Raw genomic sequence first — 26,435 nt, forward strand, 5'->3', positions numbered from 1 at the left:
TCTTTTTTTATGTGAAAAAACGGTATGAACTGAAAATGAATGGTAAACTAAACAGTATGCGACTATTAACGATTAGCGAGGGTTCATATATGAGCAGTGAAAAAGAACAAATTGCAGCTTTACAGTCGGAAATTCTCGAACTTAAAAAGCAATTAGAAGCAAGTGCTGAGATAATAAAGGAGATTTCTGTTCCGATTATCCCGTCCATTATTCCTGATACTATACTTGTGCCCATAACAGGAAGGCTTTCTTCTGAAAGGTTTGATCAGATTATCTCAAAAATATTAGAGGTTTCCCATTCAGATGAAATTTCTAATGTTATTGTCGATTTTTCAGCAATCTCAGAGAAAGAAATATGGGAGCTTGATCTGTTTGGAGCCTATATCCATAATATGACGTCAGCAATCAGGCTGATGGGCATTCAAATATTATATGTAGGCTTTGGACCGGCTTTAACCCAGCTGCTTGTCACTTCTGGATTAACGAACTACAATGATATTCAGTCATTTTTGACGTTCAGGACAGCCCTTCAATATTTAATGAGTCAAAAAGGATTGGAAATTGAACAGCAAATATAAAAAGAGCATCGCAAGATGCTCTTTTTATATTTGCTATCTTTTTCTGCCAAGTCCCATTGCGTTTTCCATTTTTTTAATCATTTTATTAGCTGCAGCATTTGCTCTTTCTGCGCCCCGGTCTAAAATTTGATCCAATTCTTCTGACTCTAATAAAGCATGGTACTTTTCTTGAATTGGCTTCAGCACTTCAATCACAGCAGCTGCTGTATCGTTCTTGAAATCCCCGTAGCCTTTGCCTTCATATTTTTTTTCTAAATCAGCAATTGATTCTCCAGAGAGAATGGAATAGATAGATAGAAGATTCGAAACACCTGGCTTGTTTTCTTTGTCGTATTTTACAATTCCTTCTGAATCAGTTACTGCGCTCTTTATTTTCTTTTCAATCGACTTAGGTTCGTCTAAGAGAGTAATAAACGATTTTAAGTTTGAATCTGATTTGCTCATCTTTTTCAGAGGGTCTGCAAGCGACATGACTCTAGCGCCGACTTTTGGAATTCGGACCTCAGGGATTGTAAAGATGTCGTTATACTTCTTGTTAAAGCGCTCTGCCAGATCACGTGTAAGCTCTAAATGCTGTTTTTGATCTTCTCCGACAGGAACGATGTCCGTTTTATATAGTAGAATGTCGGCAGCCATTAGTGGAGGATAAGTTAATAATCCAGCAGAAACAGCTTCTTTTCCAGTAGATTTATCCTTAAATTGCGTCATTCTCTCAAGCTCCCCGATATATGCAACACATTGAAGCATCCACCCTGCCTGAGCGTGCGCAGGAACTTCAGACTGTACAAATAATGTTGCTTTTTCAGGATCGATGCCGATCGCGAGGTAAAGTGCTGCAAGACTGCGGATATTTTTGCGCAGCTGGAGGCGGTCCTGAGGGACAGTTATAGCATGCTGATCGACGATGCAAAAGTAGCAATCGTAATCATGCTGCAGATCAATAAATTGCTTCAATGCCCCGATATAATTTCCTAATGTAACGTGTCCTGAGGGCTGAATGCCCGAAAAAATGGTTTTCATTTTATCACTCCTATATTGGTTTACATACAAAAAAGCCCATTCGTGTCCTGCTGAACAGGGACGAATGGACCGCGGTGCCACCCTAATTATTTCTAAAAGAAATCACTTAACGTCTTTTAACGCAAGACGAAACGGCTGATCCTACTAACTTTCAGTCAGCTGCTCAAAAGTCCATTCCACAGTTTTCATTACCCGCATCCCAGCAGCAGCAGGCTCTCTATAAATGAATTCACTATGTACTACTCTTTATCATCGCTTTTTAAATAAAGATTTTATTAAAGATATAGGAAAGTTTAAAGTTTTGCAGACATTGATGTCCAGCAAAAGTGCCTGATCCCCGGTCAGAACGGATCCGCCTTTCGGAGCTGACCAAGGTTCTTCCGCTTTTCTTATTATAAAAGCTTACACCAAGATAATCAACTGCATTAGAGGTAATAGAACACCAATCCTGTAAACATGGTGGCGGCAAGAAGAAGTCCTGCTAATAGGAAGGGCATATATTCAACGCTGAGCAGCTCTGAAAACAGCCTCATTTCCTCTACCTCTTCCTTTTCTAAATCTCTGCCTTTTGATTGAAAGGTTCTTCGGAAGCCTTGGGTAATTCCATCAAAAAATCCGCCCTCAGCTACAAGCAGGAACATCGAAATGAAGAGCAGGATTCCAGATAGATAAAAAGAAATATTGATATAGTGAAGAAGCGTAATTTCTCCATAAAATAAAAGGGAAAGCATAAAAACTAGAACAAACGACACGGAAAACGCTAATAAAAATAAATTTCGTTTCATAAATACCCTCTTTTTTTAACTAATTATACTAAAGTGCAATCCGTTAAATAGTAATTTTGTATAGAAATATACGAAAGATATTATAGCAAGAATAATAAAACTAGTCAGAATCTTTTCATTATGCCCGCAAAATAGTTTATTAGCTATTGTTGTATATTGTATACATTTTATATTTTACACACTATTTAACTTCTTTACAAAGACTAAGCCTTTAGTATTCGCTGTGTTATTCAAATGAAATATCAGGACTAATTCCGACACTTTATATAGGTATAAAGAACTATTTTTCATTCAAAATAGTCTTAATTTTATTGCATTTGTGTAAATTTTATTAAAAAAATGAATGTACAAAAATTCGAAAGCTTGTATAATAGTGTTTGTAAGAATTTTTTAAAAATAAAAGGGAGGGTTATTAATGAAAAAGTCAAAATTTTCATTGCTTTTAGTTCTTTCGCTTGTTTTAAGCGTTTTCTTAACGGCTTGCTACGGCGGAGGCAATCAGGGTTCTTCTGACGGAGGAGACAAAGATAAAGACTCTAAAGAAGAATCAAATGTGGCACAGGAGCTTAAAGTTTTAGAATCATCTGAGATTCCATCGATGGACTCAGTACTAGCTGAAGATACTATCAGTTTATCTCAATTAAACAATACGAACGAGGGTTTATACCGTATTGATGAAAACCAAGAGCCAGTGCCTGGTATGGCTGACGGCGAGCCTGAAGCCAATGAAGACGGCACAGAATATACAATTAAATTAAGAGAAGATGCTAAATGGTCTAACGGTGAGCCTGTTACTGCAAACGATTTCGTATTTGCTTGGCAGCGTGCTCTTAATCCTGAAACAGGATCTGCATATGGTCCATACATGATGATGGGTAAGATTAAAAATGCAGAAGCATTATATAATGGAAAAGCGAAACCAGAAGATTTAGGTGTTAAAGCTAAAGATGAAAAAACATTGGTGATTACTCTTGAAAAACCAATTCCTTTCTTTAAATCATTAATGGCTTTCCCGACATTCTATCCTCAAAACCAAAAGTTTGTTGAAGAACAGGCTGCAAATTTCGGTAAAAAATCAGAAAATTTAGTGTTCAATGGACCTTTCACGATTCAAGGATGGGAAGGACCTGCTGATACTGAGTGGACTTTAGAGAAAAATGCTGAATACTGGGATGCAAAAAATGTAAGCCTTGAGAAAATTCAATTTAACGTTTCAAAAGATCCTCAAGCTGCAGCAAACGCATTTGAAGCTGGAGAAGCAGATGTGACTCCTAAACTTTCAACACCAGCAGTTATCGCACAATATGAAGGTGACGACCGCCTGTTAAGATGGTTAGAGCCTACAATTTTCTGGCTTAAATTAAATCAAAAGAACGAGGCGCTTGCAAACGTTAACATCCGTAAAGCAATTGCTATGGCTTTCAACAAAGAAGATTTAACAAATGAAATCTTAAACAATGGTTCTATTCCAGCAAACTATGCTGTACCAAAAGAATTCGTTACACATCCTGAAAGCGGCAAAGACTTCCGTGAAGCTAATGGAGACTTACTAACTTATAACGCAGAAGAAGCTAAAAAACTTTGGGCTAAAGGCTTAGAAGAAATTGGCCAAAAAGAAGTGACATTAGTTTACCTAGGCGGAGATACTGAAACGTCTAAAACAGTTGACTCTTACATGAAAGATCAGCTTCAAAACACACTTGAAGGATTAACGATTGATGTACAAAGTGTTCCTTTCAGTGTTCGTTTAGATCGTGACAAAACAATGGATTATGATATCCAGGCTGCAGGCTGGGGTCCTGACTATCTAGATCCAATTTCATTCTCAGATCTATGGATAACTGATGGCGGAAATAACAGAATGGCATACTCTAACGAAAAGTATGACAAATTATTGAAAGATGCTCAAACAACTTTAGCTAACGATCCAGCTAAACGTTTCGAAGCACTTCAAGAAGCTGAAAAAGTTGTATTAGATGAAGATGCAGGTATCGCTCCAATGTATCAGCGTGCTTCTAACCTTCTTATCAACAAAAACGTTGAAGGTTTCACTTATCACCTTGTAGGACCTGAATACAGCTACAAGTGGATTAAAATCACTGACGCTGAGTAATAATTATTTACGAAATTAAGGCAAATGATTATAATCAAAAAGAATAAAAAGAGAGTATATGGTATATACTCTCTTTTTACCTGCTAAAGAATTGTCGAATTATGTAGATGATTCTGAATTTTCCATATAGTTCTAGGAGGTGCACACATGGTTAAATATTTAGGCCAACGTATGATTTACATGCTTATTACTCTTATATTAATTGCTTCATTTACATTTTTCCTTATGAAACTGATCCCCGGTACTCCATTTAATAACGGTAAGTTGTCAGATGCACAGGTGGAAATTATGAAAGACAATTATGGGTTGGACCAGCCTGTACCCGTGCAGTATTTTACTTACATGACAAACTTGGCTAAAGGTGATCTTGGAGTATCATTCCAATTTGACAACACTCCGGTATCAGAGCTGCTTGCTGCTCGTATAGCCCCATCTGCTATCCTCGGATTTCAGGCAATGTTTGTAGGAACGTTATTCGGAATATTTCTAGGTATTATCGGTGCACTGCGCCAAAACACTTGGGTAGATTACGGTGCAACATTCTTTGCTGTAATCGGTAAATCCATCCCCTCATTTGTTTTTGCCGGTTTATTGCAATATTACATCGGAGTCAAGCTCGGATGGCTGCCAGTTGCATTCTGGCGCGGACCTGAATACAGCATTTTGCCTACAATAGCTCTTGCTATGTTCCCAATTGCGATTGCTGCACGTTTTATGAGAACGGAAATGATCGATGTTTTAAATTCTGATTACATTACACTTGCAAAAGCAAAAGGTGCAAGCTACTTTGAAATTGCCTTTAAACATGCCCTGCGAAATGCATTAATTCCAGTTGTAACGGTTTTAGGACCGCTTGCAGTAGGACTCATGACAGGATCACTTGTTATTGAGAAAATATTCTCCGTTCCTGGACTTGGCGAACAGTTTGTTAAGTCAATTACTGTGAACGACTACCCAGTCATTATGGGTACAACCCTTTTATTTGCTTTCCTATTTGTCTTAATTATTCTTGTTGTCGATATTTTATACGGCATCATTGACCCACGAATTCGTTTAGCGGGAGGTAAAAAATAATGGCACAAAAAGAAATCAACAAAGAATTATTTCAACCCGCTAAAATTGATTCTTCAAAGAGTGAAGAAATAAATAAGCCGAGTCTCAATTATTGGCAGGATGCATGGCTGCGAGTAAGAAAGAATAAAGCTGCCGTTTTCAGTTTAATTGTAATCGTTCTATTAACTCTTTTAGCATTTATCGGGCCTGCTGTCAGCGGATACGACTCAGCCCGTCAAAAAGCAACACATGCTAATTTGCCTCCACGTATTCAAGGACTTGAAAACATCAGCTGGCTGCCTTTTGATGGAACAAGAACTCTTAATAATGGTGAAGAAATAAAGATTTATGAACAAAAACAAATTAAAGAATATTACTGGCTTGGAACAGATAACCTGGGCCGAGATCAGTTTACCCGCATCTGGAAAGGGACACAAATTTCTCTCTATATTGCCTTTTTAGCTGCATTCATCGATATGATCATCGGTGTAGCTTACGGTGCAATCTCCGGTTACTTTGGAGGACGAATTGATAACGTCATGCAGCGTATCATCGAAGTTCTGATGGGGATACCGAACCTTGTTGTCGTTATACTCATGATATTAATTTTAAAACCTGGTATTATCTCCATCACAGTTGCATTAACCATAACTGGATGGGTTGGAATGGCCAGGGTCGTTCGTGCACAAGTTCTTAAACTTAAGAATCAGGAATTCGTACTGGCATCGAGAACACTTGGTGCAAGTCATGGAAAAATTATCTTTAAACATCTCATTCCAAACTTAGTTGGGGTAATAATCATCAATACAATGTTTACCATACCGAATGCTATTTTCTTCGAGGCGTTCTTAAGCTTCATCGGACTTGGATTACAGGATCCTCTTGCCTCTCTAGGAACGTTAATTGACGAAGGGTTTAAATCAATGAGAGCGTTCCCTTATCAAATGATATACCCGGCGATCGTAATCAGTGTCATTATGATTGCATTTAACATGATTGCAGATGGACTGCGCGATGCGCTGGATCCTAAGATGAGAGACTAGAAAAAGGCAGGTGACCCAAAGATGGAAAAAATATTAGAAGTAAAAGATTTGCATATATCGTTCCACACGTTTGCAGGAGAAGTACAAGCCATTCGCGGTGTGGACTTTGACTTGAAAAAAGGGGAAACTCTGGCGATTGTAGGTGAATCAGGCTCTGGTAAATCAGTTACAACAAAGTCCATCATGCGATTATTGCCTGAGAGCAACTCTGAAATCAAAAAAGGGGAAATCCTCTTTAATGGAAAGAACTTAGCTTCCTTAACGGATAAGCAAATGCAGAAGATCCGCGGTAAAGATATTTCGATGATCTTCCAGGATCCTATGACTTCTTTAAATCCGACGATGATTGTTGGAAAGCAAATCATGGAACCTATCGTAAAGCACCAAAATATGAGCAAAGCCCAGGCAAAGGAAAGAGCGATTGACCTTTTGCGCCTCGTTGGAATTCCAAAGCCTGAACTGCGCTTCAAACAATATCCTCATCAATTTTCGGGCGGTATGAGACAGAGGGTTGTTATTGCCATCGCGCTTGCATGTAATCCGAAAGTTTTAATTGCGGACGAGCCTACTACCGCACTTGATGTTACGATTCAGGCACAGATTCTTGAGCTTATGAAGGATCTGCAAAAGAAAATTGACACATCGATTATTTTCATTACCCACGATCTTGGAGTAGTTGCAAATGTAGCTGATCGTGTAGCAGTTATGTACGGCGGAAAAATCATCGAGATCGGAACAGTAGATGAGATTTTTTACAATCCGCAGCATCCATATACTTGGGGCCTGATTAGTTCAATGCCGAGCCTTGATTCACAAGATCAGGAGCTGTATGCGATACCTGGAACGCCTCCAAACTTATTGCATCCTCCAAAAGGTGACGCTTTTGCACCGCGTAACGAATATGCGATGCAAATTGATTTAGAAGAACAGCCGCCAATGTTTAAAGTATCTGATACACATTATGCTGCAACATGGCTGCTTCATCCTGATGCACCAAAGGTTGAACCGCCTGCAGCGGTAAAACTTCGCCAGCGCAAGTTCCCTGAAATGAAGGAGGGAAAGTAGAAGATGAAAAGAGAAAAACTTCTTGAGGTTAAAAACCTAAAACAGCACTTTAATGTAGGAAAAGCAAATGAAGTAAAAGCAGTTGATAATATTTCATTTGATATATATAAAGGTGAAACTCTTGGTCTTGTAGGTGAATCAGGCTGCGGAAAGTCAACGACCGGCCGTTCAATTATCCGTTTATACGACGCTACAGACGGTGAAGTAAAGTTTAACGGCGTAAATGTTCACGGAAAAAAATCCAAAAGCGAGCTGAAAACCTTTAACCGCAAAATGCAGATGATTTTCCAAGATCCATACGCTTCCTTAAACCCTCGTATGAAGGTATCTGACGTTATTGCCGAGGGAATTGATATCCACGGTCTGGCAAAGTCCGATAAAGATCGGATGGAAAGAGTGTACGAGCTTCTTGAAACAGTAGGTCTGAATCGTGAGCATGCAAACCGTTTTCCTCATGAATTCAGCGGCGGACAGCGTCAGCGTATCGGAATCGCGCGTGCACTTGCAGTAGATCCGGACTTCATTATTGCAGATGAGCCAATCTCTGCTTTAGATGTATCGATTCAGGCACAAGTAGTAAACTTAATGAAGAATCTGCAAAAAGAAAAAGGACTTACGTATCTATTTATTGCGCATGACCTTTCAATGGTAAAATACATCAGCGACCGCATCGGTGTAATGTATTTCGGCAAGCTGGTTGAGCTTGCAGACGCAGAAGAGCTTTATAACAATCCGATTCATCCGTATACTCAAGCTTTGCTTTCTGCTATACCGCTTCCGGATCCTGATTATGAGCGCACTCGTATTAGAAAGAAATACGACCCGGCTCAGCATCAGTATACAGAAGGAGATGAGCCGCAGTTCCGCGAAGTAAAACCAGGCCATTTCGTGATGTGTTCAGAAGCTGAATATAAGCAGTACAAAACTTTATATGCAAAATAATGAAAAGTGATCTCATGAACTGAGATCACTTTTTTTTTGAAAAGCATGAGAAATGACAACAGAAAGCTGTTGGAAATTGTCAAAATAAGTCCCAATACATGTATAAACATCCTGATTTTTCATTTATAATGAGGACAGATCAGCAAATGGAGGGTGTTAACCGTGGCTTTTTTTAAAAAGATTGTACCTGCATGCCTGGTAGCAGGTTCTATAGCTGCAGCAGGAGCAGGCAGTCAGACAGAAGCAGAAACAGGCTTAGTTGCATCTGCACACGATAGTAAAGCACTTGTGTATCAAAAGAAAGAACTCCCGGAATCGATGCCCCGTTTTGTTTTTGACTCGGGACTGAACTTTGAATATCCAGATGCAATCAGAGGAATCTACGTGTCGGGACACTCTGCCGGCGGCAGTAAATTTGCACAGCTGACAAAGCTAATGGATTCGACTGACCTAAACGCAATGGTTATTGATGTGAAAGATGATTATGGAAATTTAACTTACCGCCCTGATCCATCTTCTCCTTATTACGATATTAGTCATCAATACATAAAAGATCCGCGGGCGATGCTGAAAGAGCTTGAGAAAAAGAAAATCTATCCGATTGCGAGAGTTGTTGTATTTAAGGACTCGGTTCTCGCAAACAAAAAGCCGGAATGGTCTTTTAAAGATGGAAACAGCGTCTGGAAGAACGGGCGGGGAGAGTCATTTGTAAACCCATTTGTAAAAGAAGTATGGGATTACAATGTACAAATTGCCATTGAAGCTGCAAAGCTCGGTTTTCAGGAAATTCAATTTGATTACGTCCGTTTTCCTGAAGGATTTGAGAATAAAGATGCCACGTTAAAATACAGCCATGGTGATTATACAGATACCAAACAAGATAATGTTCAGAAGCGTGTAACAGCGGTAACGGACTTTGTTGAATACGCGAGGGGAAAATTGAAACCTTATGGCGTTAAAACCTCAGTTGATATCTTTGGATATACAGCTACATTGCCAGAAGCACCGGGTATTGGCCAAAACTTTACAAAGATCTCTGACCATGTTGATGTCATATCATCGATGATTTATCCTAGTCACTGGACGGCCTATTTTGGAATTGAGAAGCCCGACTTAAAACCATACGAACTCATTACAGAATATGCCAAGCTTGAAAATAAAAAACTTGATGAGCTGAAAACAAGACCAGTGTCGCGGCCATGGCTTCAGGATTTTACGGCTTCATGGCTCGGCAGCGGAAACTACAAAAAGTATGGAAAAGAAGATATAGAAGCTCAAATCAAGGCATTGAATGATCAGGGTATAAAAGAGTACCTTCTGTGGAATGCCGGAAATAACTATACAAAAGGCGTAGATTACACGCCTTGATTATCAGCAACTGCTTATTTAAATAATCGGATTCTTTTTGAAGGGATACAATTGCACTGCAATTTGTATCCTTTTTCTGTTGGTTTTGTGCAGTAAGTGCATTCTATGTTCCAAAAAAACCTGTGTTAGGTCGGTTTTGGTGAGTAAATGAACTGTATGATTCCCCAAAATTCAGTATCTGTGTGATTAGAGTACCCAAAGGCTTGCTATGATTCCTCAAAATTCAGTATCAGCGTGATTAGAGTACTCAAAGGCTCGCTATGATTCCTCAAAATTTTGATTCAGTCTGATTAGAGTACTCAAAGGGCGTCTATGATTCCTCAAAATCCAGATTCAGCGTGATTAGAGTACTCAAAGGCTTGCTATGATTCCACAAAATCCAGACTCAGCGTGATTAGAGTACTCAAAGGGCGTCCATGATTCCTCAAAATTCAGTATCAGTGTGATTAGAGTACCCAAAGGCTTGCTATGATTCCCCAAAATCCAGACTCAGCGTGATTAGAGTATTCAAAGGGCGTCTATGATTCCTCAAAATCCAGACCCAGCGTGATTAGAGTACTCAAAGGCCATCTTAGATTCCCCAAAATCCAGACCCAGCGTGATTAGAGTACTCAAAGGCCGTCTATGATTCCTCAAAATCCAGACTCAATGTGATTAGAATACTCAAAGGGTATCTATGATTCCCAAAAATTCTGATTCAGTCTGATTAGAGTACCCAAAGGCTCGCTATGATTCCCCAAAATCCAGATTCAGCGTGATTAGAGTACCCAAAGGCTTGCTATGATTCCCCAAAATTCAGTATCAGCGTGATTAGAGTACTCAAAGGCTCGCTATGATTCCTCAAAATTTTGATTCAGTCTGATTAGAGCACTCAAAGCCCGTTTATGATTCCACAAAATTCAGTATCAGCGTGATTAGAGTACTCAAAGCCCGTCTATGATTCCCCAAAATCCAGCCTCAGCGTGATTAGAGCACTCAAAGCCCGTCTATGATTCCCCAAAATCCAGCCTCAACCTGATTAGAGTACTCAAAGCCCGTTTATGATTCCCCAAAATCCAGACTCAGCGCAAATAGAGCACTCAAAGCCCGTCTAAGATTCCCATCAATCGGATTTCTCTCACTTCAAATCAAAACAAAAAAAGCGGTCAAAAATGACCGCTTTTCTTCATTAAATATTAACTTCGTCTGCCGCCGACTTTTCGCCATCCTGCCTGGGTTTTTAAAGTGTGTTCAACGTTTTCATTTTTCTTTTTTCCGCTGAAGATGGTTTCTCCGATTCCATTCGTTATGACTCCCATTAAAGCTGTTATTCCAATAACCAATACAGCAACAAGCAGAAAATCGAACGCATATTCAAACAAAATCCTCACCATCCCATTATTTACTTATAATTTTATAGTAGCTCATGTTTAACACTAAGAAAAGAGGGTATATCTAAATTAGAAAGAAATGAACGTAAAAACGTGCAAGGAGCGGGTCAATGAACTGGTATGAGAAATTAAATCAATACTTTCCTATTGAGGAAATGAAATCTAAAGAACACATTGAAACTCTTTTGAAAGAGCGGGGTGATATTTATCATAAAGATGAAGGGGAATATCATGTTCTTATGTATGCTGAATTAGAAGATTTCATCTTTATTGATTACTTGTTTGTATCGAAAAAAGCAAGAGGACAGGGTCTCGGACATAAGCTGATTTCAAATTTAAAAGAATTAGGAAAACCAATTATTCTAGAGGTGGAACCCGTGGATGAAGATATTCTTGATACGGGCAAGCGCTTAAAGTTCTATCAGCGAGAAGGATTTCAGCATGCAAAATCAATCGGATACAGAAGAAAGTCGCTTGCTACAAACGAAGTGAATGCAATGGAAATTCTTTATTGGTCCCCTGAAGATTCTTCAGAAGAATTAATTTATGAAGCAATGAAAAAAACATACTTAATGATTCATACTTATAAAGATAAAGAATTTTACGGAAAAGAATATCAGGATGTACAGGAAGTTTTATCCATGCAGGAGCAGGATAATCAGAAAGATATTTTCGATGGACTGGATTAATTGAGAATCAGATGACCGCATTCAGAGGGATTAATGATGTTGAAAGAACAGGGATTCTGAGTGAATTTGATAAAAGTATTACATATATTCCTCCAATATTTACGGAATTGTAACTGTTTTGTCAAACATTTGTATTTAAAAAGTGTATACTTACTTACTTTTCTATAGTATAATTCGTTATAGATATTACTTAATTGTAGTAATTTCAATTTAAAAGCAAAGTAATACTTATTACTATTATAAGCAGTCTGCTCATTTTACACAAAAAGGAGTGAAAGGTTTATGGTAACGTTATATACTTCACCAAGCTGTACTTCTTGTCGTAAAGCGAAGGCATGGTTAGAAGAACATGAAATCGCATATACAGAGCGCAACATTTTTTCTGAGCCGCTATCAGTTGACGAGATTAAAGAAATCTTGCGCATGACTGAAGATGGAACAGATGAAATCATTTCTACTCGTTCAAAGATCTTTCAAAAATTGAACGTAAATGTTGAAACAATGCCTCTTCAAGATCTTTATGATCTGATTCAGGAGCACCCAGGCCTATTAAGACGCCCTATCATCATTGATGAAAAGCGATTGCAGGTCGGATACAATGAAGATGAAATCAGACGCTTCTTGCCTAGAAAGGTACGCACATATCAGCTGCGTGAAGCACAGCGTTTAGTGAATTTCAGTTAATGAATCATAACCCATAGAAAACCTTCCTTAGCTGTTAAGGAAGGTTTTCGTTTTTTTCTATGCGCTGATAAATGAAGCCAGATAAAATCAAAAACAAAATGAGCAAATAAGGAAGCATGACCCCCATGCTTGGATGAGTATGGAATATTGGCGCAAGCTTGTGTTCATGGATAATCATTTTGCCTGCCGTATAAGCAAGCATTCCTCCACCGATATAAATGAGAGCAGGATATTTGTCTAATATTTTTAGAATGAGATTGCTGCCCCAAATCATGATCGGGATCGAGATTAACAAGCCGATTATCACTAGGAATGTCTGGCCATTAGCTGCCCCGGCAACCGCAATGACATTATCCATTCCCATCAGCATATCAGCCAGTACAATCGTCTGAACCGCTTTTCTCAAAGATTGATGGCTTTTTATTTCTTCTTCTTTTTCCTCAGTTCCTACAATTAAGTGATAGGCGATATAGAGGAGCAGAATCCCGCCAATCAGCTGCACAAAAGGAATCTGGAATAAATAGACTGCGACTGAAGTAAGCATGATGCGAACCCCTATTGCGAAGACCGTTCCTAAAATGACTGCTTTTTTTCGCTGTTTAGGGGGCAGATTTCGGCTTGCCATTGCAATAACGATCGCGTTATCTCCTCCAAGGAGCAAATCAATGCCGATAATCATAATCAAAGACATGAGAAATTCCTGTTCCATTTAAGTACCTCTTTCCCTGTTATTGACTGCTCGTACCATATATATGAAGCGATCTTTGAATTATGAGCCATTCTATATAGGTAAATAACTGTTTTTGTAAATTCAAGGTTTTTTTATTTCATTCGGAGCTGTTTTATCATAAAATAGGAGTACAAGAATCTTGAAAGGCAAGTCTCATTTTCAAGACAAGTTTTATAAGCTAATGATGCGTTGCGCTGACGATTAAATAGCTGCTGATTTGGGTAAAGTGTAGAAAAGTGCAACTTATTTAGGGGTTTAGTTGTCCCTTCACCATCATATATAGAAGGGAAGGTTGTAAAGATGGAGATAGAACGTATTAATGAATATACCGTAAAGTTTTATATTTCATATCTTGATATAGAGGAACGCGGTTTTGACAGAGATGAAATCTGGTACAACCGCGAAAGAAGTGAAGAGTTATTTTGGGAAATGATGGATGAAGTTCACGACGAGGAAGACTTCATGGTGGAAGGGCCGCTATGGATTCAGGTTCAGGCTCTCGATAAAGGCTTAGAAGTCATTGTAACAAGAGCTCAGCTGTCAAAAGACGGCCAGAAAATTGAACTTCCTTTATCTGAGGATAAAGTGAGGGAATTACCGGTCGATGAGAACATTGAATCTATTTTAGATCAGCACTTTAATGATGATCTTGATGATAAATCAGACGGTTCGGCGGAGGAAGAAGAGCAGCAGCTGCAATTTCTGATAAAATTTAATGATTTTGAACATATTATTGCTTTAGCACAAGTTCCTGTGAGCGGATTTGTCAATTCACTTTACTCACTGGATAAAAACTACTACCTATATGTAGAGTTTGATGAGCAGCATTCAGATGAAGACATTGAGAATATGCTGAGTATTATTCTCGAGTATGGACAAGAATCGCGCATGACCATTCACCGAGTCACGGAATACGGCAAGGAAATTATTGCGAATGAAGCTCTTGACGTTGTTAAGAAACATTTTAGCTAAAAAGTAAGAAATGCCGATTTCATGAAGTTTGAAGTCGGCTTTTTTTAGCATTAAATTTTATACAGGCTGTTTTCGGACAATTTTTTTGTATAAGCATCCGCAGTTATCGCTAATACTAAAGAACCTTTTATAAAAGTCAGGGGTAAAACATGAAAAATACGGTTCGAGTGCTTTTGTTTGCAATTATTATTGGTTTTTTTATCTACATAATTCAAAATTTTACGGGCAGTATTTCAAGTGAATGGATGATTACAGCTACCACTGTTCTCTTTGCATTTTCAGTTATCTTTATCGGATTTGTCATTTTTCTTGAAAACCGGAAACCCTCTCAAACGATTACATGGCTTGTCGTTCTTGGAAGTTTTCCGCTGATCGGCTTTTTATTTTACCTTGTATTTGGACGCAATGTGAGAAAGAAGAAGTTATTTGACCGAAAAGCGCTGGTTGATGAAAAAATCATGTTTGAAATTGAAGGTAATCAATCGTCTTATGAGGATAAGATTGATTTAATGGGCGACCATCAGCAAATGCTTTTTAATTTAGCGCATCGCCTTGGACATACTCCAATTTCATTTGCTACAAGGACGAAAGCCTTGACGAATGGCAATGAGACATTTAATCATATTTTCGGGGAAATTGAGAAGGCTGAGCATCACATCCATCTTGAATATTATATTGTCAGGCACGATGAAGTCGGCAACAAATTAAAGGATGCTTTGATTAAGAAAGTGAAAGAAGGCGTAGAGGTTCGCTTTTTATATGATTCAGTCGGAAGCTGGAAATTATCAAAGGCGTACATTAAAGAAATGCAGCAGGCAGGCATTGATGTTGTTTCATTCCTACCTGTGAAAATGCCCTTTTTGAATAACAAAGTCAATTTCCGCAATCACAGAAAAATCATAGTCATCGATGGAACTGTCGGGTTTGTCGGCGGCTTGAATGTCGGTGATGAATATTTAGGCAAGAATGAGTTTTTCGGTTTTTGGCGTGATACCCATTTAATGGTGTGGGGCGAAGCCGTCCGCACGCTGCAAATGATCTTTCTTCAGGATTGGTATTACATGACGGGAGAAAATATTGTGAAGAAGGAATATATGACGCCTTCTGTTAAGCTTGAAGAGCATGAAGGGGGCGTACAGATAATTGCTGGCGGACCTGATAACAAATGGGAGGTCATTAAGAATCTGTTCTTCTCGATGATTACATCTGCCAAAGATTCCATCTGGATCGCATCTCCTTACTTTGTACCGGATGAAGATATTCTTTCAGCCTTAAAGGTAGCTTCATTGAGCGGTGTAGACGTAAGGCTGCTTGTGCCGAAGCGTCCAGATAAAAAAATTGTCTTCTATGCTTCAAGGTCTTATTTCCTGGAATTGCTTGAAGCTGGTGTGAAAATTTACGAATATGAAGAAGGCTTTATGCACAGCAAGATTGTCATTGTTGATTATGAGCTTGCTTCTATAGGAACTGCAAATATGGATATGAGAAGCTTCCATTTGAATTTTGAAGTGAATGCCTTTCTTTACCGGACAAGAAGCACGCAAAAGCTTGTCGATGAGTATGAGCGTGATCTCAAAGTATCTCATGAAATTATCATGGATGAATTCAACAATCGCCCATTCAGGCAGAAGCTTTATGAATCAATGTCCAGACTGCTTTCCCCCTTGTTATAATTTAAGGAGACATGCCGTAAATGGCATGTCTTTTTTTGGTCGTATTGATAAAATTTACGTGCTTATATGGCTAGCGCAAGCGCAGATCCCCGGCCAGAAAATATCGGCCAACTTGCGCTTTTGTTATAAAAACAGATTCCTTAATAAGGAAACTTTTTATATAATGAAGAAGATCATAACAAAGGAGCTGATGCAAAGTTATGCTAGTTGCCAAAACCGGCAAAGGAACTATGATTAATCTTTCGGACAAGCAATGGGAAGCACAGATCCTTATGCAATTAAGAAGGAAAGAGGCCTTCTACTGTCCAGTGTGTGAAAATCCGCTTGATTTAAAGATTGGCAGCATTAAAGTCCATCATTTTGCACACCAAAAAAATAAAACGTGCTCCATAGAGACTGAGCCTGAAAGCGAGTACCATCTGAATGGGAAGCTCCAGCTTTATAAGTGGCTTCAGGGGCAAGGAGTCCAAAGTGCAAAGCTCGAACAATACCTCCCAAGTATTTCTCAGCGCCCTGATGTGCTTTTTAAAAACAGGAATAAATACACAGCTGTAGAATATCAATGCTCAGTGATGCCTGCTTCTCTTTTTTCAAAAAGAACCAGCCAATATAAAAAAGCCGGGATTAATGAGATGTGGATATTAGGCGGTAAAAATACTGCACGGTTAAGCAGTCATACCTTTCGCATTTCCCCTTTTCAGTGGCTGTTTGCAAGAGCAGGTGAAGACCCGCTCGATCCGCCGTTTATCCCTACGTATTGTTCAAAAGTGCAGGCATTCCTTCTGATTGAACACCTCATTCCTTTTTCAAAACAAGTCTTCTTCTCCATTCCAAGATATTTGCCTCTAAATCAAACCGCCATTTCTGATCTTCAAAGTCCAAAAACGCATTCTATTAAGTCCCATCTTTCAAAGTGGATTCACCTCATCAAATCACATCGTTTAAAACCGGCTGTACATCTTCAGAGGGAAATGATCCTGCTTCAGAAAGAACTTTATGAAAAGAAGCAGACTCCGCTTTCCCACCTTCCTGCTGAAGCCTTTCTTCCAATCAAAACCAGCTATCTGTTTGATTCCCGCATTTGCCTTTGGCAAACCAAAATTCTCTTGTTCATAGATCAGATCCAAACACACACAGTTTTTACTCTTGAAGAGGTTACAAGGGAAATAAGGGCAGATCCTTCAACTAAAGTCCGTGATCTAACACATTTAAAGCATCTTACTATTGGGGCACCGATTCTTGAATATTTGGAGGCATTATCGTTTATGGGCATGCTTCAGCGTGTAAATAAAAACAAATATGTGAAACAAAAAGAAATTACATGGCAGAGTAAACCTGCTGATTTATTAAAGAGAGATGAGCTTGTTATGAAGCTATTTACTCAATATAAATGATTTGTATGAACAGGGTAAGGACGAAGCAACCTATGAAAGAGTGAATATGAATGGAGGAATGATGATGTTTTATAAAAAAAGAAGGAAAAGCAATTTGTTTGATTACACCTTAACAGCTGTCAGCACAGGAGCCATTGCATACCTGATGACGAAGTCGATGCGCGAAAATGGAGAGAAGGATGTCGACAGCCGTCAGGACTTGTCTGATATGCAGGGAAAATAGCAAGACTCTTAGATTGATTTGCAAGAAAATATAGAATATTATTGGGTTAATCATGTTAAAAGGGGGATTTGGATAACTATGGCAGAACAAACAGCCGTTAAAACATTGCCGAAAAGAACGGACATCGCCGTCGAAGATACATGGAAACTTGAGGATATTTTTGAAAATGATGAAGCTTGGGAAGCGGAGTTTAAAGAAGTGAAAGCTTCCTTGCCTAAAATTGGAGAATTCAAGGGCAAACTCGGAGATTCAGCTGATGGTTTTCTAGAAGCACTTACATATCAGGATGCTGTGATGGAGAGATTAGGAAAGCTTTATACATATGCCCACATGAGATACGATCAAGACACAGGGGATTCACACTATCAGGGCTTAAATGACCGTGCATCAAACCTTTACACACAGGCGAGCAGTGTTTCGTCCTACATTATACCTGAAATCCTATCAATGGATGAAGCGAAAATTAAAGGCTTCTTAAATGAAAAAGAAGAGCTGAAGGTTTACGGGCATACGTTAGACGAAATTAACCGCCAGCGTCCGCATGTATTATCTGCAGAGCAGGAAGCCCTTTTAGCGCAGGCTTCAGATGTATTGGGATCATCAAGCAATACATTCGGCATGCTGAATAATGCAGATCTTGAATTTCCTTCAATAAAAGATGAGGACGGCGAAGAGGTAGAAGTAACCCACGGCCGCTATATCCGATTTTTAGAAAGTGAAGACCGCAGAGTTAGGCAAGATGCTTTTAAAGCGGTATACAGCACATATGATAAATATAAGAACACATTTGCAAGCACGCTTGGCGGAGCGATTAAAAAAGATAACTTCTACGCAACAGTAAGAAATTATCAGTCAGCACGCGAAGCAGCCCTCAGCAATAATAATATTCCTGAAGAAGTGTATGAGAATCTCGTTAAGACGGTAAACGATAATCTCCACCTGCTTCATAAGTACATCGAGCTCCGCAAAAAAGTGCTCGGACTTGATGAGCTTCATATGTATGACCTTTTCACACCGCTTGTGAAAGACGTCAAGATGAAAATTCCTTATGCTGAAGCAAAGGACTATTTGCTGAAAGGTCTTGCTCCGCTTGGCGAGGATTACCTGGCTATCTTGAATGAAGGCTTTGAAAACCGCTGGGTTGATGTGCACGAAAACAAAGGGAAAAGAAGCGGTGCCTACTCTTCTGGAACTTACGGAACAAACCCATATATCCTGATGAACTGGCAGGATAATGTGAACAATCTCTTTACATTGGCCCATGAATTCGGTCACTCCGTGCACAGTTATTACACAAGAAAATCTCAGCCGTATCAATATGGACATTATTCAATCTTCGTAGCAGAGGTTGCGTCTACATGCAACGAAGCGTTATTGAATGATTATCTGTTAAAAACCATTGATGATAAGAAAAAACAGCTTTATCTCTTAAATCATTATTTAGAAGGATTCAGAGGCACAGTATTCCGTCAAACGATGTTTGCTGAGTATGAACATACGATTCATAAAAAAGCACAGGAAGGCGAACCGCTGACCCCAGATCTATTAACGAAGCTATATTATGATCTGAACAAAAAATACTTTGGTGAACACTTGGCAGTGGACGAAGAAATAGGCCTGGAATGGGCAAGAATTCCACATTTCTACTACAATTACTACGTGTATCAGTATGCAACTGGATACAGTGCAGCAACTGCACTCAGCAAGCAGATCCTTGAAGAAGGAGAGCCTGCGGTCCGGCGCTACCTTGAGTTCCTCAAATCAGGAAGCTCGGATTATCCGATTGAAGTGCTGAAAAAAGCAGGCGTGGATATGACGTCGCCCCAGCCAATTGAAGAAGCATTGAAGGTATTTGAAGAGAAGCTGAATGAGATGGAGCAGCTTTTGTCAGAGTAAAATAAGAAGAATGCAGCCTGGGAGCTGCATTCTTTTTTAGTATCTGCAGAAGGCGGGAAGAGAATAAAAAAGCCTTAAAAGTACTATTAAATGACCGCTGTTTTTCTGTTCAAAAAACGGTTCAGCTAAATGTTACTTAATATTTCTGGGAGAAGCTTGATAATCGGCTAAAAAATTAACAAATTCCGCTTGAAAACGATGGCTTGAAAGAGCTGGCCAAAATACTGGTATCGATTGAATTTAATCAGTATACAGAGCCGCGGCTAAAACCCCTTAAAAGTTTTCCGGTGATTCATTAAATATAGTGTCACAAAGATTGAAATAAACAAAAGCGGGGACGATACCAGCAATGGAAACATCTCCATTAATCCAAGTATATTTAGAAAGAAACTAATAATAAGCAGAATGATACTGATAATCAGGGGAAGGCTGCTGTTCAATTTGAAATCCTCCTTGTTTGTCCTTTCTAAAAAATATGAAAGCCACGCTGTATTTATGTTTGTGACAAATTTGTGAAATGAGTTTCAATGGGTTGTCATAACTCGACAATTTCTGATATATTATAGATGTGAAATCAATCACAAACAAACATTTACCCCTTTGTTTGACCGTGAAAAATTTCTCCCATCCCCTTTGTTGTCGTTAAGACATACAGAAGACTCCGTATTACCCGTGCGGAGTCTTTTTAAGAATAATAAAGTAAACGTTTTCAGGTTAAAAAAGAAGAAATCCGGTACAGGAAATTGTACCGGATTTCTTTCTTTTTTATCCAATGTATCTCCAGAACGTACCATGCTTCGCTGGCACGCGCTCAACCTTTTGAGCAAGCAAATACTTTTTCATTTCCTTTTCCGCGTCTTCTGCCGTCATATTGTAAACTGCCGCAATCTCGGCTGTAGCGACAAATTGAAAATAGCTTAAAAAGATTTCAAGCGGCGGAGCTTGAGATGGCTTCGGTACATCCCCGAGCATTTCTGATAAGATGCCAACATACATTTCATAAGGATAATACCCGCTGATTTTCAGCCCTTCCTGATCAACATTCTGATTAAAGAAAGTGAGTGTAGGATTTTCCTGAACGTCCATTTCCGCAGATATTTTTAAATCACATTGCAGCGCTTTGGCGGCACTGGCTGAATGAAGATCTTTTACAAACTCATCAGCATCAAGGCCGACTTCTTGTGCTATTTGTACAAGAACTTTCTCTTCTGCAATATTCTTTGTTTGAAGAAATAAGACTTCCTGAAGTTTCCGCAAATAGCGGATACCTGCTTTTCTGCCCTGAAGTTCTGCTGATTTTATCGCAAGCGAAGCTGCAAATGGAGATGAAATCGAACTTTCAGATCTTAGTATCCCATCACAGGACATCCCAGTTAAACTGGCTGTTTTTTCCCAGGCTTGCGCAAGATTTGCCGGATTTTTCCGTTTTATCTGGTTAAGCGTTTTGATGCGTCCGCTGATAATATGTTTTAGTGTAAAGAATCTCCCATATTCAATCAGCAGTTTTTTTATGATCGGTTCAAGTGCCCAGCAGTCAGGGCATAGTGGGTCGATGAAGATATAGATTTCGAGCGGTTTTTTTGAATTGCCCTGACAGTGAGAGAAAAATGGAGCTGATTTTTGATTCTCACTGTGCTGAATCATCATTGCGGAGAACCCTTCGGCTGCTGTTTTTCATCTGGAGTGTTAACCATGTGCTGGGCTGTCAGTTCCAGCCGTTCAAAAAACCATTCCCGAAATCGTTCATCAAGGTCTAATTCATCCATAGCTTCTTCCATGCAAGAAAGCCATGCCCCGGCTCTTGCAGGGGTAATTTGAAAGGGTAAATGTCTTGCCCGCAGCATGGGATGTCCATGTTCTTCTGTATATAAAGACGGTCCGCCTAAGTATTGCGTCAAAAATTGTTTTTGTTTTCTAGCTGTTTCCGACAAATCATCTGGAAAAATCGGAGAGAGCAGAGGATGCTTGTGCACTTTATGATAGAAGGCATCAACCAGCTGCGAAAGTGTATCTTCCCCAATCGCTTCATATGGTGTTGCAAATTGATCAGCCATGCCTGTGATCTCCTTTATTAATAAGATAAGCTTATTGTAACAATTGACCTAACATTGCTCAAACAAACTGCCTTGAAAAGAATATCTTGTTTAAGATAATAGCGGTCATGTTATATTCTAATCCATATAATCAAGATGGAAAATGGGCGATAAGCCTTTTTTTAGTCTCAGTATTTATTTAGTCTCCAGGAGTATATCTCCAGCTCCATAGCTTATATCAAAGGTCAGATGGGATCTGGAGCTGCTTCCGCTTTTCTTAGTATATGTGCAGGGCTTCTTTCTATGAAATGAAAAAGGGAGCTGATTTAAAGCCGCTTTCGCTTTAAATCAGCTCCTTTATTAAGCAAAATAGGAAGCAGTAATTTTTTGTACGTAGTTTTGTGTTTCTTTAAACGGGGGAATGCCGCCGTACTTATCAACATTTCCAGGCCCGGCGTTATATGCTGCAAGAGCAAGTGGGATATCACCATTGTATTTCGTTAGCATCTGCTTTAAATACTTTGTTCCGCCTTCAATGTTTTGAGCGGGGTCAAAAGTATTCAAAACGCCAAGTGACTGTGCCGTTTTTGGCATAAGCTGCATAAGTCCTGCAGCCCCTGCAGCACTCTTGGCATTAGGGTTGAAACCCGACTCTTGAGAAATGACGGCTCTGATCAGTTTTTCATCCAAGCTGTATTTGGCTGCCATTTCAGAAATAAGGCTGTCAATTTCCTTGCTGCCTGCCGGTTCAGAAGGTGTCGTACGGACATTTACGTTTACTTGCGGCATTGTCAAAGGGACGGCAGCTTGCTTAAATTGAGGCGGGACTTCTTCAGTCTGACCGTCAATATAAGACTGAAAGATATCCTTGAACATGTACGCAGATGAGGACTCGGACGTTTCATCCGTTTGGGACAGGCTCCGTAAAGCCTGAAGCTGCATCATTGCTTTCATATGGTTAATTTCCACTATTAAGCTCCTTCTCATTAGCGATCTGACGTTTATGATCATAAAAACGTTTAATTTTGTTTGGCGTTGTGCGCAGAGGAATCTGCAGGGAGGCGAGCAGCTCGTGAAAAGCAAGCAGTCCTTCTTCTGCATCCAAGACCTCATATTCAACCTCATAATCCTCTTTATTTATATATCGGCTGTGATCAAGAACAATTAAGCCATTTTTATAGGTTTTCTCTGCCCGATTTGTGGATAAAGTTCCAAAGAAGGAAATGCCTTCAGAAAGGATTCCGAGTAAGAGTATCCGTTCTAAAACCTGGCCTTTTGGAAGAGCTGAAGCGGATGAAAGAAGCTCAGCCGCTTTTTTTTCTGTAATTTCCTGGTGAGTTTCAAGCAGGCCGACAGGTGCAGGTTCTTTTAATGTCAGTACGTACCTGCCGTTTTTAAAGCGAATTCGAAGGGCCGCACCCAGCTTTTTAAGATGGAATTCGGGCGTATCAAAATAATGATTTTCCTGGTGTCTGAAGTCATCATCAGAGATTTGAAAAAAATCAGTCAGTCGGGAGAATTCATTTTCAGTAAGCAGATTTTTATATTCAATTTCAATTTCCTGGGTCATGGTTATAACGTTCCTTTCGGTTATCAGATATTAATATGGTAAGCAACATTGCATGCGGGCTCCGCTTTTCGGTGTTGTCCAGCCCCAGAACGGGCGATTCCTCATTTCTATTTATTATGGCAATTAAAAAAACGGTTTTCAATATTTATCATGCACAGGGTGAATATGATAAAATAGACGTGGAATTGATTTGGAAGGAGATTTTTATGAAACGAAGAATTGAAGTGAATGAAGCCGTACTTGATCAAGAAAGAATGATACTTAAAGCGATGCCTTTTGGAGAAAATGATTTGAATGGTTTGACTGCAAAGGGACAGATGCTGGTCGACTCCGATCAATTGGCGTTTATTTACATAATGGATAATAAGGAAGACTTTATTTATACAAACCTGCCAGCAGAAGTTTGGCCGCAGCTGAAAACTGCATTAGACAGCGGAATCCCCGTAGATCTGAATGTAAACGGATTGACGATTGAGCTGACAGATATCCATGATGAATTATCCTATTTGCTTGAAAATATTAAAGATAACGCAAACTATGGGGAAGAAATGGAAAAGAAAGTCGTTGAGGCATTTGGTTTAGATGACTAATACATAAAAGCGTGTTTATTTATAAATAAGATAAAGTTTGCGCATTGATGGCAAGCGGAGTGGTCCAACTCGCTCGGCCAGAACAAATCCGCCAAAAAAGTCATACCCGGACTTCTCTGCCGGATACTTCTGCCATGTCAGAGCTAATCGGGCGCTTCTGCTTTTCTAAATGACGAGGGGGAAGGCTATGATCGGCAGAAAATGGGAAGTATTTTTAGCACCGTATCATCAGGCGGTTGATGAGTTGAAAGTAAAGCTTAGAGGAACAAGAGCGCAATATGAACTAGAAGGCAGCCATTCGCCGATTGAATTTGTTACAGGAAGAGTTAAACCCATTGCCAGTATTCTTGATAAAGCAAGACGCAAAAATATTTCGCTTGATGCGCTTGAGACTGAAATGCAGGATATAGCTGGAATTCGCATGATGTGCCAGTTTGTAGATGATATAAAGCTTGTCGTCGAAATGCTCAGACATCGGAATGATTTTGAAATCATTGAAGAACGTGATTATATTTCGCAAAAAAAAGCAAGCGGATACCGCTCCTATCATGTAGTGGCCAAATATCCTGTTCAGACAGTTTCAGGTGAAAAAAGCATTTTGGTTGAAATTCAAATCAGAACGCTTGCGATGAATTTTTGGGCAACTGTTGAACACTCTCTTAATTATAAGTACAGCGGGAATTTCCCCGAAGACATTAAGATCAGGCTGAAAAGTTCAGCAGAAGCAGCTTTTCTTTTAGATGAAGAGATGTCCAAGATTCGCGGAGAAATAAGAGATGCACAAGTCATTTTTTCAAGGAAAACAGAAACGAAAGATAAATGATGAATAAAGGGGCATGCTGTTATGAAATTTGCGGTCACTTCTAAAGGAGATACCGTTTCAAATACACTAATGCATAAGATGAAAGCCTATTTAATGGATTTTCATCTCGAATATGATGAGGACAAGCCTGATATTGTGATTTCAGTCGGAGGAGACGGGACACTTTTATATGCCTTTCACCGCTACCGCAGCAGGCTTGATAAAACGGCATTTGTAGGAGTACATACTGGTCATCTGGGTTTTTATGCCGACTGGGTTCCGGATGAGATTGAGAAGCTTGTGATTGCGATTGCAAAGACACCATATCAGGTTGTTGAATATCCGCTGCTTGAAGTCATCATCAGACATAATGACGGAGGACGGGAAGCACGCTATCTTGCCTTAAATGAATGTACCGTGAAAGCGATTGAAGGCTCTCTTGTCATGGATCTTGAAATCAAAGGGCAGATTTTTGAAACCTTCCGCGGAGATGGTCTTTGCATATCTACACCATCAGGAAGTACAGCTTACAACAAGGCACTTGGCGGAGCTATTTTGCATCCATCAATTCCTGCGATTCAGGTTGCGGAAATGGCTTCTATCAATAACCGGGTATTCAGAACAGTAGGTTCTCCTCTTGTTTTGCCGGATCACCATACTTGTTTATTAAAGCCGGTTAATGATGTTGATTTCCAAATCACCATCGATCATTTAACGCTTCTGCATAAAGACGTAAAATCGATTCAATGCCGTGTTGCCAATGAAAAAATCAGGTTTGCGAGATTCAGGCCATTTCCATTCTGGAAAAGAGTCCGCGACTCATTTATTTCCGAATAGGATCCTGAGAGGAAGATAGTTGTGAACGCGTTTCAATTAACATGGACAATCCCTGCTGCTGAAGAAGGCATGCTCATAAGGGATTATCTTAAGGAAAAGAATATATCAAAGCGCGCTTTAACCGATATCAAGTTCGGAGGCGGATGCATTTTAGTAAATGGTGAACATGCAACCGTCCGCTTCGAGCTTAAGTCAGGAGATGTGCTCAAAGTCATCTTTCCTGTTGAAAAGCCAAGTTCAGGCATGCTTCCTGAAAAAGTAAACTTTGATATTGTGTATGAAGATGAATGGTGTCTTGTAATTAATAAGCCGCCTTATCTTCCAACAATTCCCTCACGTGAACATCCAGGCGGGACGCTTGCAAATGGTCTGCTCTTTTATTACAGGGAAAAAGGGATCGATGCAACTATTCATGTTGTCAACCGTCTCGATAAAGATACATCCGGGCTAATGCTTGTCGCAAAGCACCGTTTCGCACACTCCTTGTTTTCCTCTCTTCAAAAGCAGGGCGGAATCAAACGGACTTACGCTGCTTTGGTTGAAGGGAAAGTGTTGATGAAGCAGGGTACAATTTCTGCGCCAATCGGCAGGAAAGAGGACAGCATTATAGAACGGACCGTCAGAGATGATGGCAAGCTTGCTGTTACCCATTACCATGTTATTGCGTTTTCCGAATGCAATACACTAGTTTCCCTGAAGCTTGAAACAGGAAGAACGCATCAAATAAGAGTTCATATGTCCCACATCGGCCATCCGCTGTGCGGCGACAGTTTATATGGGGGAAGTCATCAGCTTCTATCAAGGCAGGCGCTGCACAGTGCTGAACTTTCATTCTTTCATCCGTTTTTGGAAAAAGAAATGAACTTCAAGATTGATTTGCCGAATGATATCCAATCGGTTATAAATAAGAAAGACTCATGCTGAGTACGGCATGAGTTTTTTTGATATTTAAAAGTGGTGATCGGAAATAAATCCGATGATATCGAAAATAGATTTACTCTTACC

The 26,435-nt window shown here is 39.6% G+C and carries 27 protein-coding genes and 1 other annotated feature; of the genes, 18 read left to right on the forward strand and 9 right to left on the reverse strand.

Annotation, left to right across the window (positions count from 1 at the left end; genetic code table 11):
* Nucleotides 1-89 precede the first annotated feature (89 nt).
* A complete protein-coding gene (locus QLQ22_RS05960; RefSeq protein ID WP_284016211.1) occupies nucleotides 90-578 on the forward strand; it encodes an STAS domain-containing protein in 489 nt (162 codons plus the stop codon).
* A 33-nt stretch (nucleotides 579-611) separates the two neighbouring features.
* On the opposite strand, the gene trpS is transcribed toward QLQ22_RS05960, so the two are convergent.
* The gene (trpS, locus tag QLQ22_RS05965) at nucleotides 612-1,598 is read right to left on the reverse strand and encodes a tryptophan--tRNA ligase (protein WP_223440384.1); all 987 of its coding nucleotides are present in this window, start codon (nucleotides 1,596-1,598) and stop codon (nucleotides 612-614) included.
* 53 nt (nucleotides 1,599-1,651) lie between these two features.
* Nucleotides 1,652-1,860 (reverse strand) — a binding site (T-box leader).
* A 163-nt stretch (nucleotides 1,861-2,023) separates the two neighbouring features.
* Nucleotides 2,024-2,383: a DUF3899 domain-containing protein gene (locus tag QLQ22_RS05970; protein WP_284016212.1), complete on the reverse strand. Its 360-nt coding sequence runs from the start codon at nucleotides 2,381-2,383 to the stop codon at nucleotides 2,024-2,026.
* Between the two features lie 415 nt (nucleotides 2,384-2,798).
* Here QLQ22_RS05970 and QLQ22_RS05975 point away from each other — a divergent pair, with 415 nt between their 5' ends.
* The 6 genes from QLQ22_RS05975 (at nucleotide 2,799) to QLQ22_RS06000 (ending at nucleotide 9,967) form a co-directional block, all read left to right on the forward strand.
* Nucleotides 2,799-4,496, forward strand: a complete 1,698-nt coding sequence (locus QLQ22_RS05975) for a peptide ABC transporter substrate-binding protein (protein WP_284016213.1) — start codon at nucleotides 2,799-2,801, stop codon at nucleotides 4,494-4,496.
* 147 nt (nucleotides 4,497-4,643) lie between these two features.
* Entirely contained in the window at nucleotides 4,644-5,570 is a 927-nt protein-coding gene (gene opp3b, locus QLQ22_RS05980; protein ID WP_284016214.1) for an oligopeptide ABC transporter permease, read from the forward strand.
* Nucleotides 5,570-6,592 carry an oligopeptide ABC transporter permease gene (gene opp3C, locus QLQ22_RS05985; protein ID WP_223440392.1) on the forward strand — a complete coding sequence of 341 codons (1,023 nt, stop codon included), beginning with the start codon at nucleotides 5,570-5,572 and terminating at the stop codon, nucleotides 6,590-6,592. Before opp3b ends, opp3C begins: the two co-directional genes overlap by 1 nt.
* Before the next feature lie 21 nt (nucleotides 6,593-6,613).
* Complete coding sequence (locus QLQ22_RS05990; RefSeq protein WP_223440394.1) at nucleotides 6,614-7,657, forward strand: ABC transporter ATP-binding protein; 1,044 nt, start codon at nucleotides 6,614-6,616, stop codon at nucleotides 7,655-7,657.
* A 3-nt stretch (nucleotides 7,658-7,660) separates the two neighbouring features.
* On the forward strand, nucleotides 7,661-8,599 hold the full coding sequence (locus QLQ22_RS05995; protein WP_223440396.1) for an ABC transporter ATP-binding protein: 939 nt from the start codon (nucleotides 7,661-7,663) through the stop codon (nucleotides 8,597-8,599).
* A 162-nt stretch (nucleotides 8,600-8,761) separates the two neighbouring features.
* Complete coding sequence (locus QLQ22_RS06000) at nucleotides 8,762-9,967, forward strand: putative glycoside hydrolase (RefSeq protein WP_223440398.1); 1,206 nt, start codon at nucleotides 8,762-8,764, stop codon at nucleotides 9,965-9,967.
* 1,175 nt (nucleotides 9,968-11,142) lie between these two features.
* Here the strand turns inward: QLQ22_RS06000 and QLQ22_RS06005 are convergent.
* Nucleotides 11,143-11,328 carry a hypothetical protein gene (locus QLQ22_RS06005; RefSeq protein WP_223440400.1) on the reverse strand — a complete coding sequence of 62 codons (186 nt, stop codon included), beginning with the start codon at nucleotides 11,326-11,328 and terminating at the stop codon, nucleotides 11,143-11,145.
* A 119-nt stretch (nucleotides 11,329-11,447) separates the two neighbouring features.
* On the opposite strand from QLQ22_RS06005, the gene QLQ22_RS06010 reads away from it, so the two are divergent.
* A complete protein-coding gene (locus QLQ22_RS06010; protein ID WP_223440401.1) occupies nucleotides 11,448-12,026 on the forward strand; it encodes a GNAT family N-acetyltransferase in 579 nt (192 codons plus the stop codon).
* Nucleotides 12,027-12,308: 282 nt separating this feature from the next.
* Nucleotides 12,309-12,710 carry a transcriptional regulator SpxA gene (spxA, locus tag QLQ22_RS06015; RefSeq protein WP_070879181.1) on the forward strand — a complete coding sequence of 134 codons (402 nt, stop codon included), beginning with the start codon at nucleotides 12,309-12,311 and terminating at the stop codon, nucleotides 12,708-12,710.
* Between the two features lie 34 nt (nucleotides 12,711-12,744).
* On the opposite strand, the gene QLQ22_RS06020 is transcribed toward spxA, so the two are convergent.
* Nucleotides 12,745-13,419 (reverse strand): TerC family protein, encoded by a 675-nt coding sequence (locus QLQ22_RS06020; RefSeq protein WP_284016215.1) that lies wholly within the window; start codon nucleotides 13,417-13,419, stop codon nucleotides 12,745-12,747.
* Nucleotides 13,420-13,740: 321 nt separating this feature from the next.
* Between QLQ22_RS06020 and mecA the strand changes: the two genes are divergently transcribed.
* The 5 genes from mecA (at nucleotide 13,741) to pepF (ending at nucleotide 19,598) form a co-directional block, all read left to right on the forward strand.
* Nucleotides 13,741-14,412, forward strand: coding sequence for an adaptor protein MecA (gene mecA / locus QLQ22_RS06025; RefSeq protein ID WP_223440403.1), 672 nt, complete (start codon nucleotides 13,741-13,743; stop codon nucleotides 14,410-14,412).
* A gap of 149 nt (nucleotides 14,413-14,561) precedes the next feature.
* Entirely contained in the window at nucleotides 14,562-16,085 is a 1,524-nt protein-coding gene (gene cls / locus QLQ22_RS06030; RefSeq protein ID WP_223440404.1) for a cardiolipin synthase, read from the forward strand.
* 200 nt (nucleotides 16,086-16,285) lie between these two features.
* On the forward strand, nucleotides 16,286-17,479 hold the full coding sequence (locus tag QLQ22_RS06035; protein ID WP_284016216.1) for a competence protein CoiA: 1,194 nt from the start codon (nucleotides 16,286-16,288) through the stop codon (nucleotides 17,477-17,479).
* Between the two features lie 64 nt (nucleotides 17,480-17,543).
* On the forward strand, nucleotides 17,544-17,702 hold the full coding sequence (locus QLQ22_RS06040; protein WP_223440406.1) for a hypothetical protein: 159 nt from the start codon (nucleotides 17,544-17,546) through the stop codon (nucleotides 17,700-17,702).
* A 78-nt stretch (nucleotides 17,703-17,780) separates the two neighbouring features.
* Nucleotides 17,781-19,598, forward strand: a complete 1,818-nt coding sequence (gene pepF / locus QLQ22_RS06045) for an oligoendopeptidase F (protein ID WP_284016217.1) — start codon at nucleotides 17,781-17,783, stop codon at nucleotides 19,596-19,598.
* 263 nt (nucleotides 19,599-19,861) lie between these two features.
* Here pepF and QLQ22_RS06050 read toward each other — a convergent pair whose 3' ends face one another.
* From QLQ22_RS06050 to QLQ22_RS06070, 5 genes are all read right to left on the reverse strand, one after another.
* Nucleotides 19,862-20,020 (reverse strand): hypothetical protein, encoded by a 159-nt coding sequence (locus QLQ22_RS06050; RefSeq protein WP_223443210.1) that lies wholly within the window; start codon nucleotides 20,018-20,020, stop codon nucleotides 19,862-19,864.
* 343 nt (nucleotides 20,021-20,363) lie between these two features.
* Entirely contained in the window at nucleotides 20,364-21,245 is an 882-nt protein-coding gene (locus tag QLQ22_RS06055; protein ID WP_284016218.1) for a ClpXP adapter SpxH family protein, read from the reverse strand.
* Complete coding sequence (locus tag QLQ22_RS06060) at nucleotides 21,242-21,652, reverse strand: globin domain-containing protein (RefSeq protein ID WP_223440408.1); 411 nt, start codon at nucleotides 21,650-21,652, stop codon at nucleotides 21,242-21,244. Before QLQ22_RS06060 ends, QLQ22_RS06055 begins: the two co-directional genes overlap by 4 nt.
* Nucleotides 21,653-21,991: 339 nt before the next feature.
* A complete protein-coding gene (locus QLQ22_RS06065; protein ID WP_284016219.1) occupies nucleotides 21,992-22,600 on the reverse strand; it encodes a lytic transglycosylase domain-containing protein in 609 nt (202 codons plus the stop codon).
* Entirely contained in the window at nucleotides 22,590-23,201 is a 612-nt protein-coding gene (locus QLQ22_RS06070; RefSeq protein ID WP_252208237.1) for a CYTH domain-containing protein, read from the reverse strand. Before QLQ22_RS06070 ends, QLQ22_RS06065 begins: the two co-directional genes overlap by 11 nt.
* Nucleotides 23,202-23,407: 206 nt before the next feature.
* On the opposite strand from QLQ22_RS06070, the gene QLQ22_RS06075 reads away from it, so the two are divergent.
* The 4 genes from QLQ22_RS06075 to QLQ22_RS06090 all read left to right on the forward strand — a co-directional run bounded on the left by QLQ22_RS06075 (nucleotide 23,408) and on the right by QLQ22_RS06090 (nucleotide 26,354).
* Nucleotides 23,408-23,791: a UPF0738 family protein gene (locus QLQ22_RS06075; RefSeq protein ID WP_223440413.1), complete on the forward strand. Its 384-nt coding sequence runs from the start codon at nucleotides 23,408-23,410 to the stop codon at nucleotides 23,789-23,791.
* Between the two features lie 187 nt (nucleotides 23,792-23,978).
* Nucleotides 23,979-24,614 carry a GTP diphosphokinase gene (gene yjbM / locus QLQ22_RS06080; protein WP_423246234.1) on the forward strand — a complete coding sequence of 212 codons (636 nt, stop codon included), beginning with the start codon at nucleotides 23,979-23,981 and terminating at the stop codon, nucleotides 24,612-24,614.
* A gap of 21 nt (nucleotides 24,615-24,635) precedes the next feature.
* Nucleotides 24,636-25,430 (forward strand): NAD kinase, encoded by a 795-nt coding sequence (locus QLQ22_RS06085; protein ID WP_223440417.1) that lies wholly within the window; start codon nucleotides 24,636-24,638, stop codon nucleotides 25,428-25,430.
* A gap of 21 nt (nucleotides 25,431-25,451) precedes the next feature.
* Entirely contained in the window at nucleotides 25,452-26,354 is a 903-nt protein-coding gene (locus tag QLQ22_RS06090) for an RluA family pseudouridine synthase (protein ID WP_284016220.1), read from the forward strand.
* Nucleotides 26,355-26,435 lie beyond the last annotated feature (81 nt).

The sequence above is a fragment of the Metabacillus hrfriensis genome (genome assembly GCF_030127205.1).
In the GTDB taxonomy this organism is placed as follows: Bacteria; Bacillota; Bacilli; order Bacillales; family Bacillaceae; genus Bacillus_P; species Bacillus_P dongyingensis.

Excerpts from the sequence above, each read along its gene's own strand:
- opp3b (WP_284016214.1), top strand. The coding sequence starts at position 4,644 with ATGGTTAAATATTTAGGCCAACGTATGATTTACATGCTTATTACTCTT.
- QLQ22_RS06055 (WP_284016218.1), bottom strand. The coding sequence starts at position 21,245 with ATGATGATTCAGCACAGTGAGAATCAAAAATCAGCTCCATTTTTCTCT.
- QLQ22_RS06060 (WP_223440408.1), bottom strand. The coding sequence starts at position 21,652 with ATGGCTGATCAATTTGCAACACCATATGAAGCGATTGGGGAAGATACA.
- opp3C (WP_223440392.1), top strand. The coding sequence starts at position 5,570 with ATGGCACAAAAAGAAATCAACAAAGAATTATTTCAACCCGCTAAAATT.
- QLQ22_RS06070 (WP_252208237.1), bottom strand. The coding sequence starts at position 23,201 with ATGACCCAGGAAATTGAAATTGAATATAAAAATCTGCTTACTGAAAAT.
- QLQ22_RS06020 (WP_284016215.1), bottom strand. The coding sequence starts at position 13,419 with ATGGAACAGGAATTTCTCATGTCTTTGATTATGATTATCGGCATTGAT.
- QLQ22_RS05970 (WP_284016212.1), bottom strand. The coding sequence starts at position 2,383 with ATGAAACGAAATTTATTTTTATTAGCGTTTTCCGTGTCGTTTGTTCTA.
- QLQ22_RS05975 (WP_284016213.1), top strand. The coding sequence starts at position 2,799 with ATGAAAAAGTCAAAATTTTCATTGCTTTTAGTTCTTTCGCTTGTTTTA.
- cls (WP_223440404.1), top strand. The coding sequence starts at position 14,562 with ATGAAAAATACGGTTCGAGTGCTTTTGTTTGCAATTATTATTGGTTTT.
- QLQ22_RS06075 (WP_223440413.1), top strand. The coding sequence starts at position 23,408 with ATGAAACGAAGAATTGAAGTGAATGAAGCCGTACTTGATCAAGAAAGA.
- QLQ22_RS06010 (WP_223440401.1), top strand. The coding sequence starts at position 11,448 with ATGAACTGGTATGAGAAATTAAATCAATACTTTCCTATTGAGGAAATG.
- pepF (WP_284016217.1), top strand. The coding sequence starts at position 17,781 with ATGGCAGAACAAACAGCCGTTAAAACATTGCCGAAAAGAACGGACATC.
- yjbM (WP_423246234.1), top strand. The coding sequence starts at position 23,979 with ATGATCGGCAGAAAATGGGAAGTATTTTTAGCACCGTATCATCAGGCG.
- QLQ22_RS06035 (WP_284016216.1), top strand. The coding sequence starts at position 16,286 with ATGCTAGTTGCCAAAACCGGCAAAGGAACTATGATTAATCTTTCGGAC.
- QLQ22_RS05995 (WP_223440396.1), top strand. The coding sequence starts at position 7,661 with ATGAAAAGAGAAAAACTTCTTGAGGTTAAAAACCTAAAACAGCACTTT.
- mecA (WP_223440403.1), top strand. The coding sequence starts at position 13,741 with ATGGAGATAGAACGTATTAATGAATATACCGTAAAGTTTTATATTTCA.
- QLQ22_RS05990 (WP_223440394.1), top strand. The coding sequence starts at position 6,614 with ATGGAAAAAATATTAGAAGTAAAAGATTTGCATATATCGTTCCACACG.
- trpS (WP_223440384.1), bottom strand. The coding sequence starts at position 1,598 with ATGAAAACCATTTTTTCGGGCATTCAGCCCTCAGGACACGTTACATTA.
- QLQ22_RS06085 (WP_223440417.1), top strand. The coding sequence starts at position 24,636 with ATGAAATTTGCGGTCACTTCTAAAGGAGATACCGTTTCAAATACACTA.
- spxA (WP_070879181.1), top strand. The coding sequence starts at position 12,309 with ATGGTAACGTTATATACTTCACCAAGCTGTACTTCTTGTCGTAAAGCG.
- QLQ22_RS05960 (WP_284016211.1), top strand. The coding sequence starts at position 90 with ATGAGCAGTGAAAAAGAACAAATTGCAGCTTTACAGTCGGAAATTCTC.
- QLQ22_RS06040 (WP_223440406.1), top strand. The coding sequence starts at position 17,544 with ATGTTTTATAAAAAAAGAAGGAAAAGCAATTTGTTTGATTACACCTTA.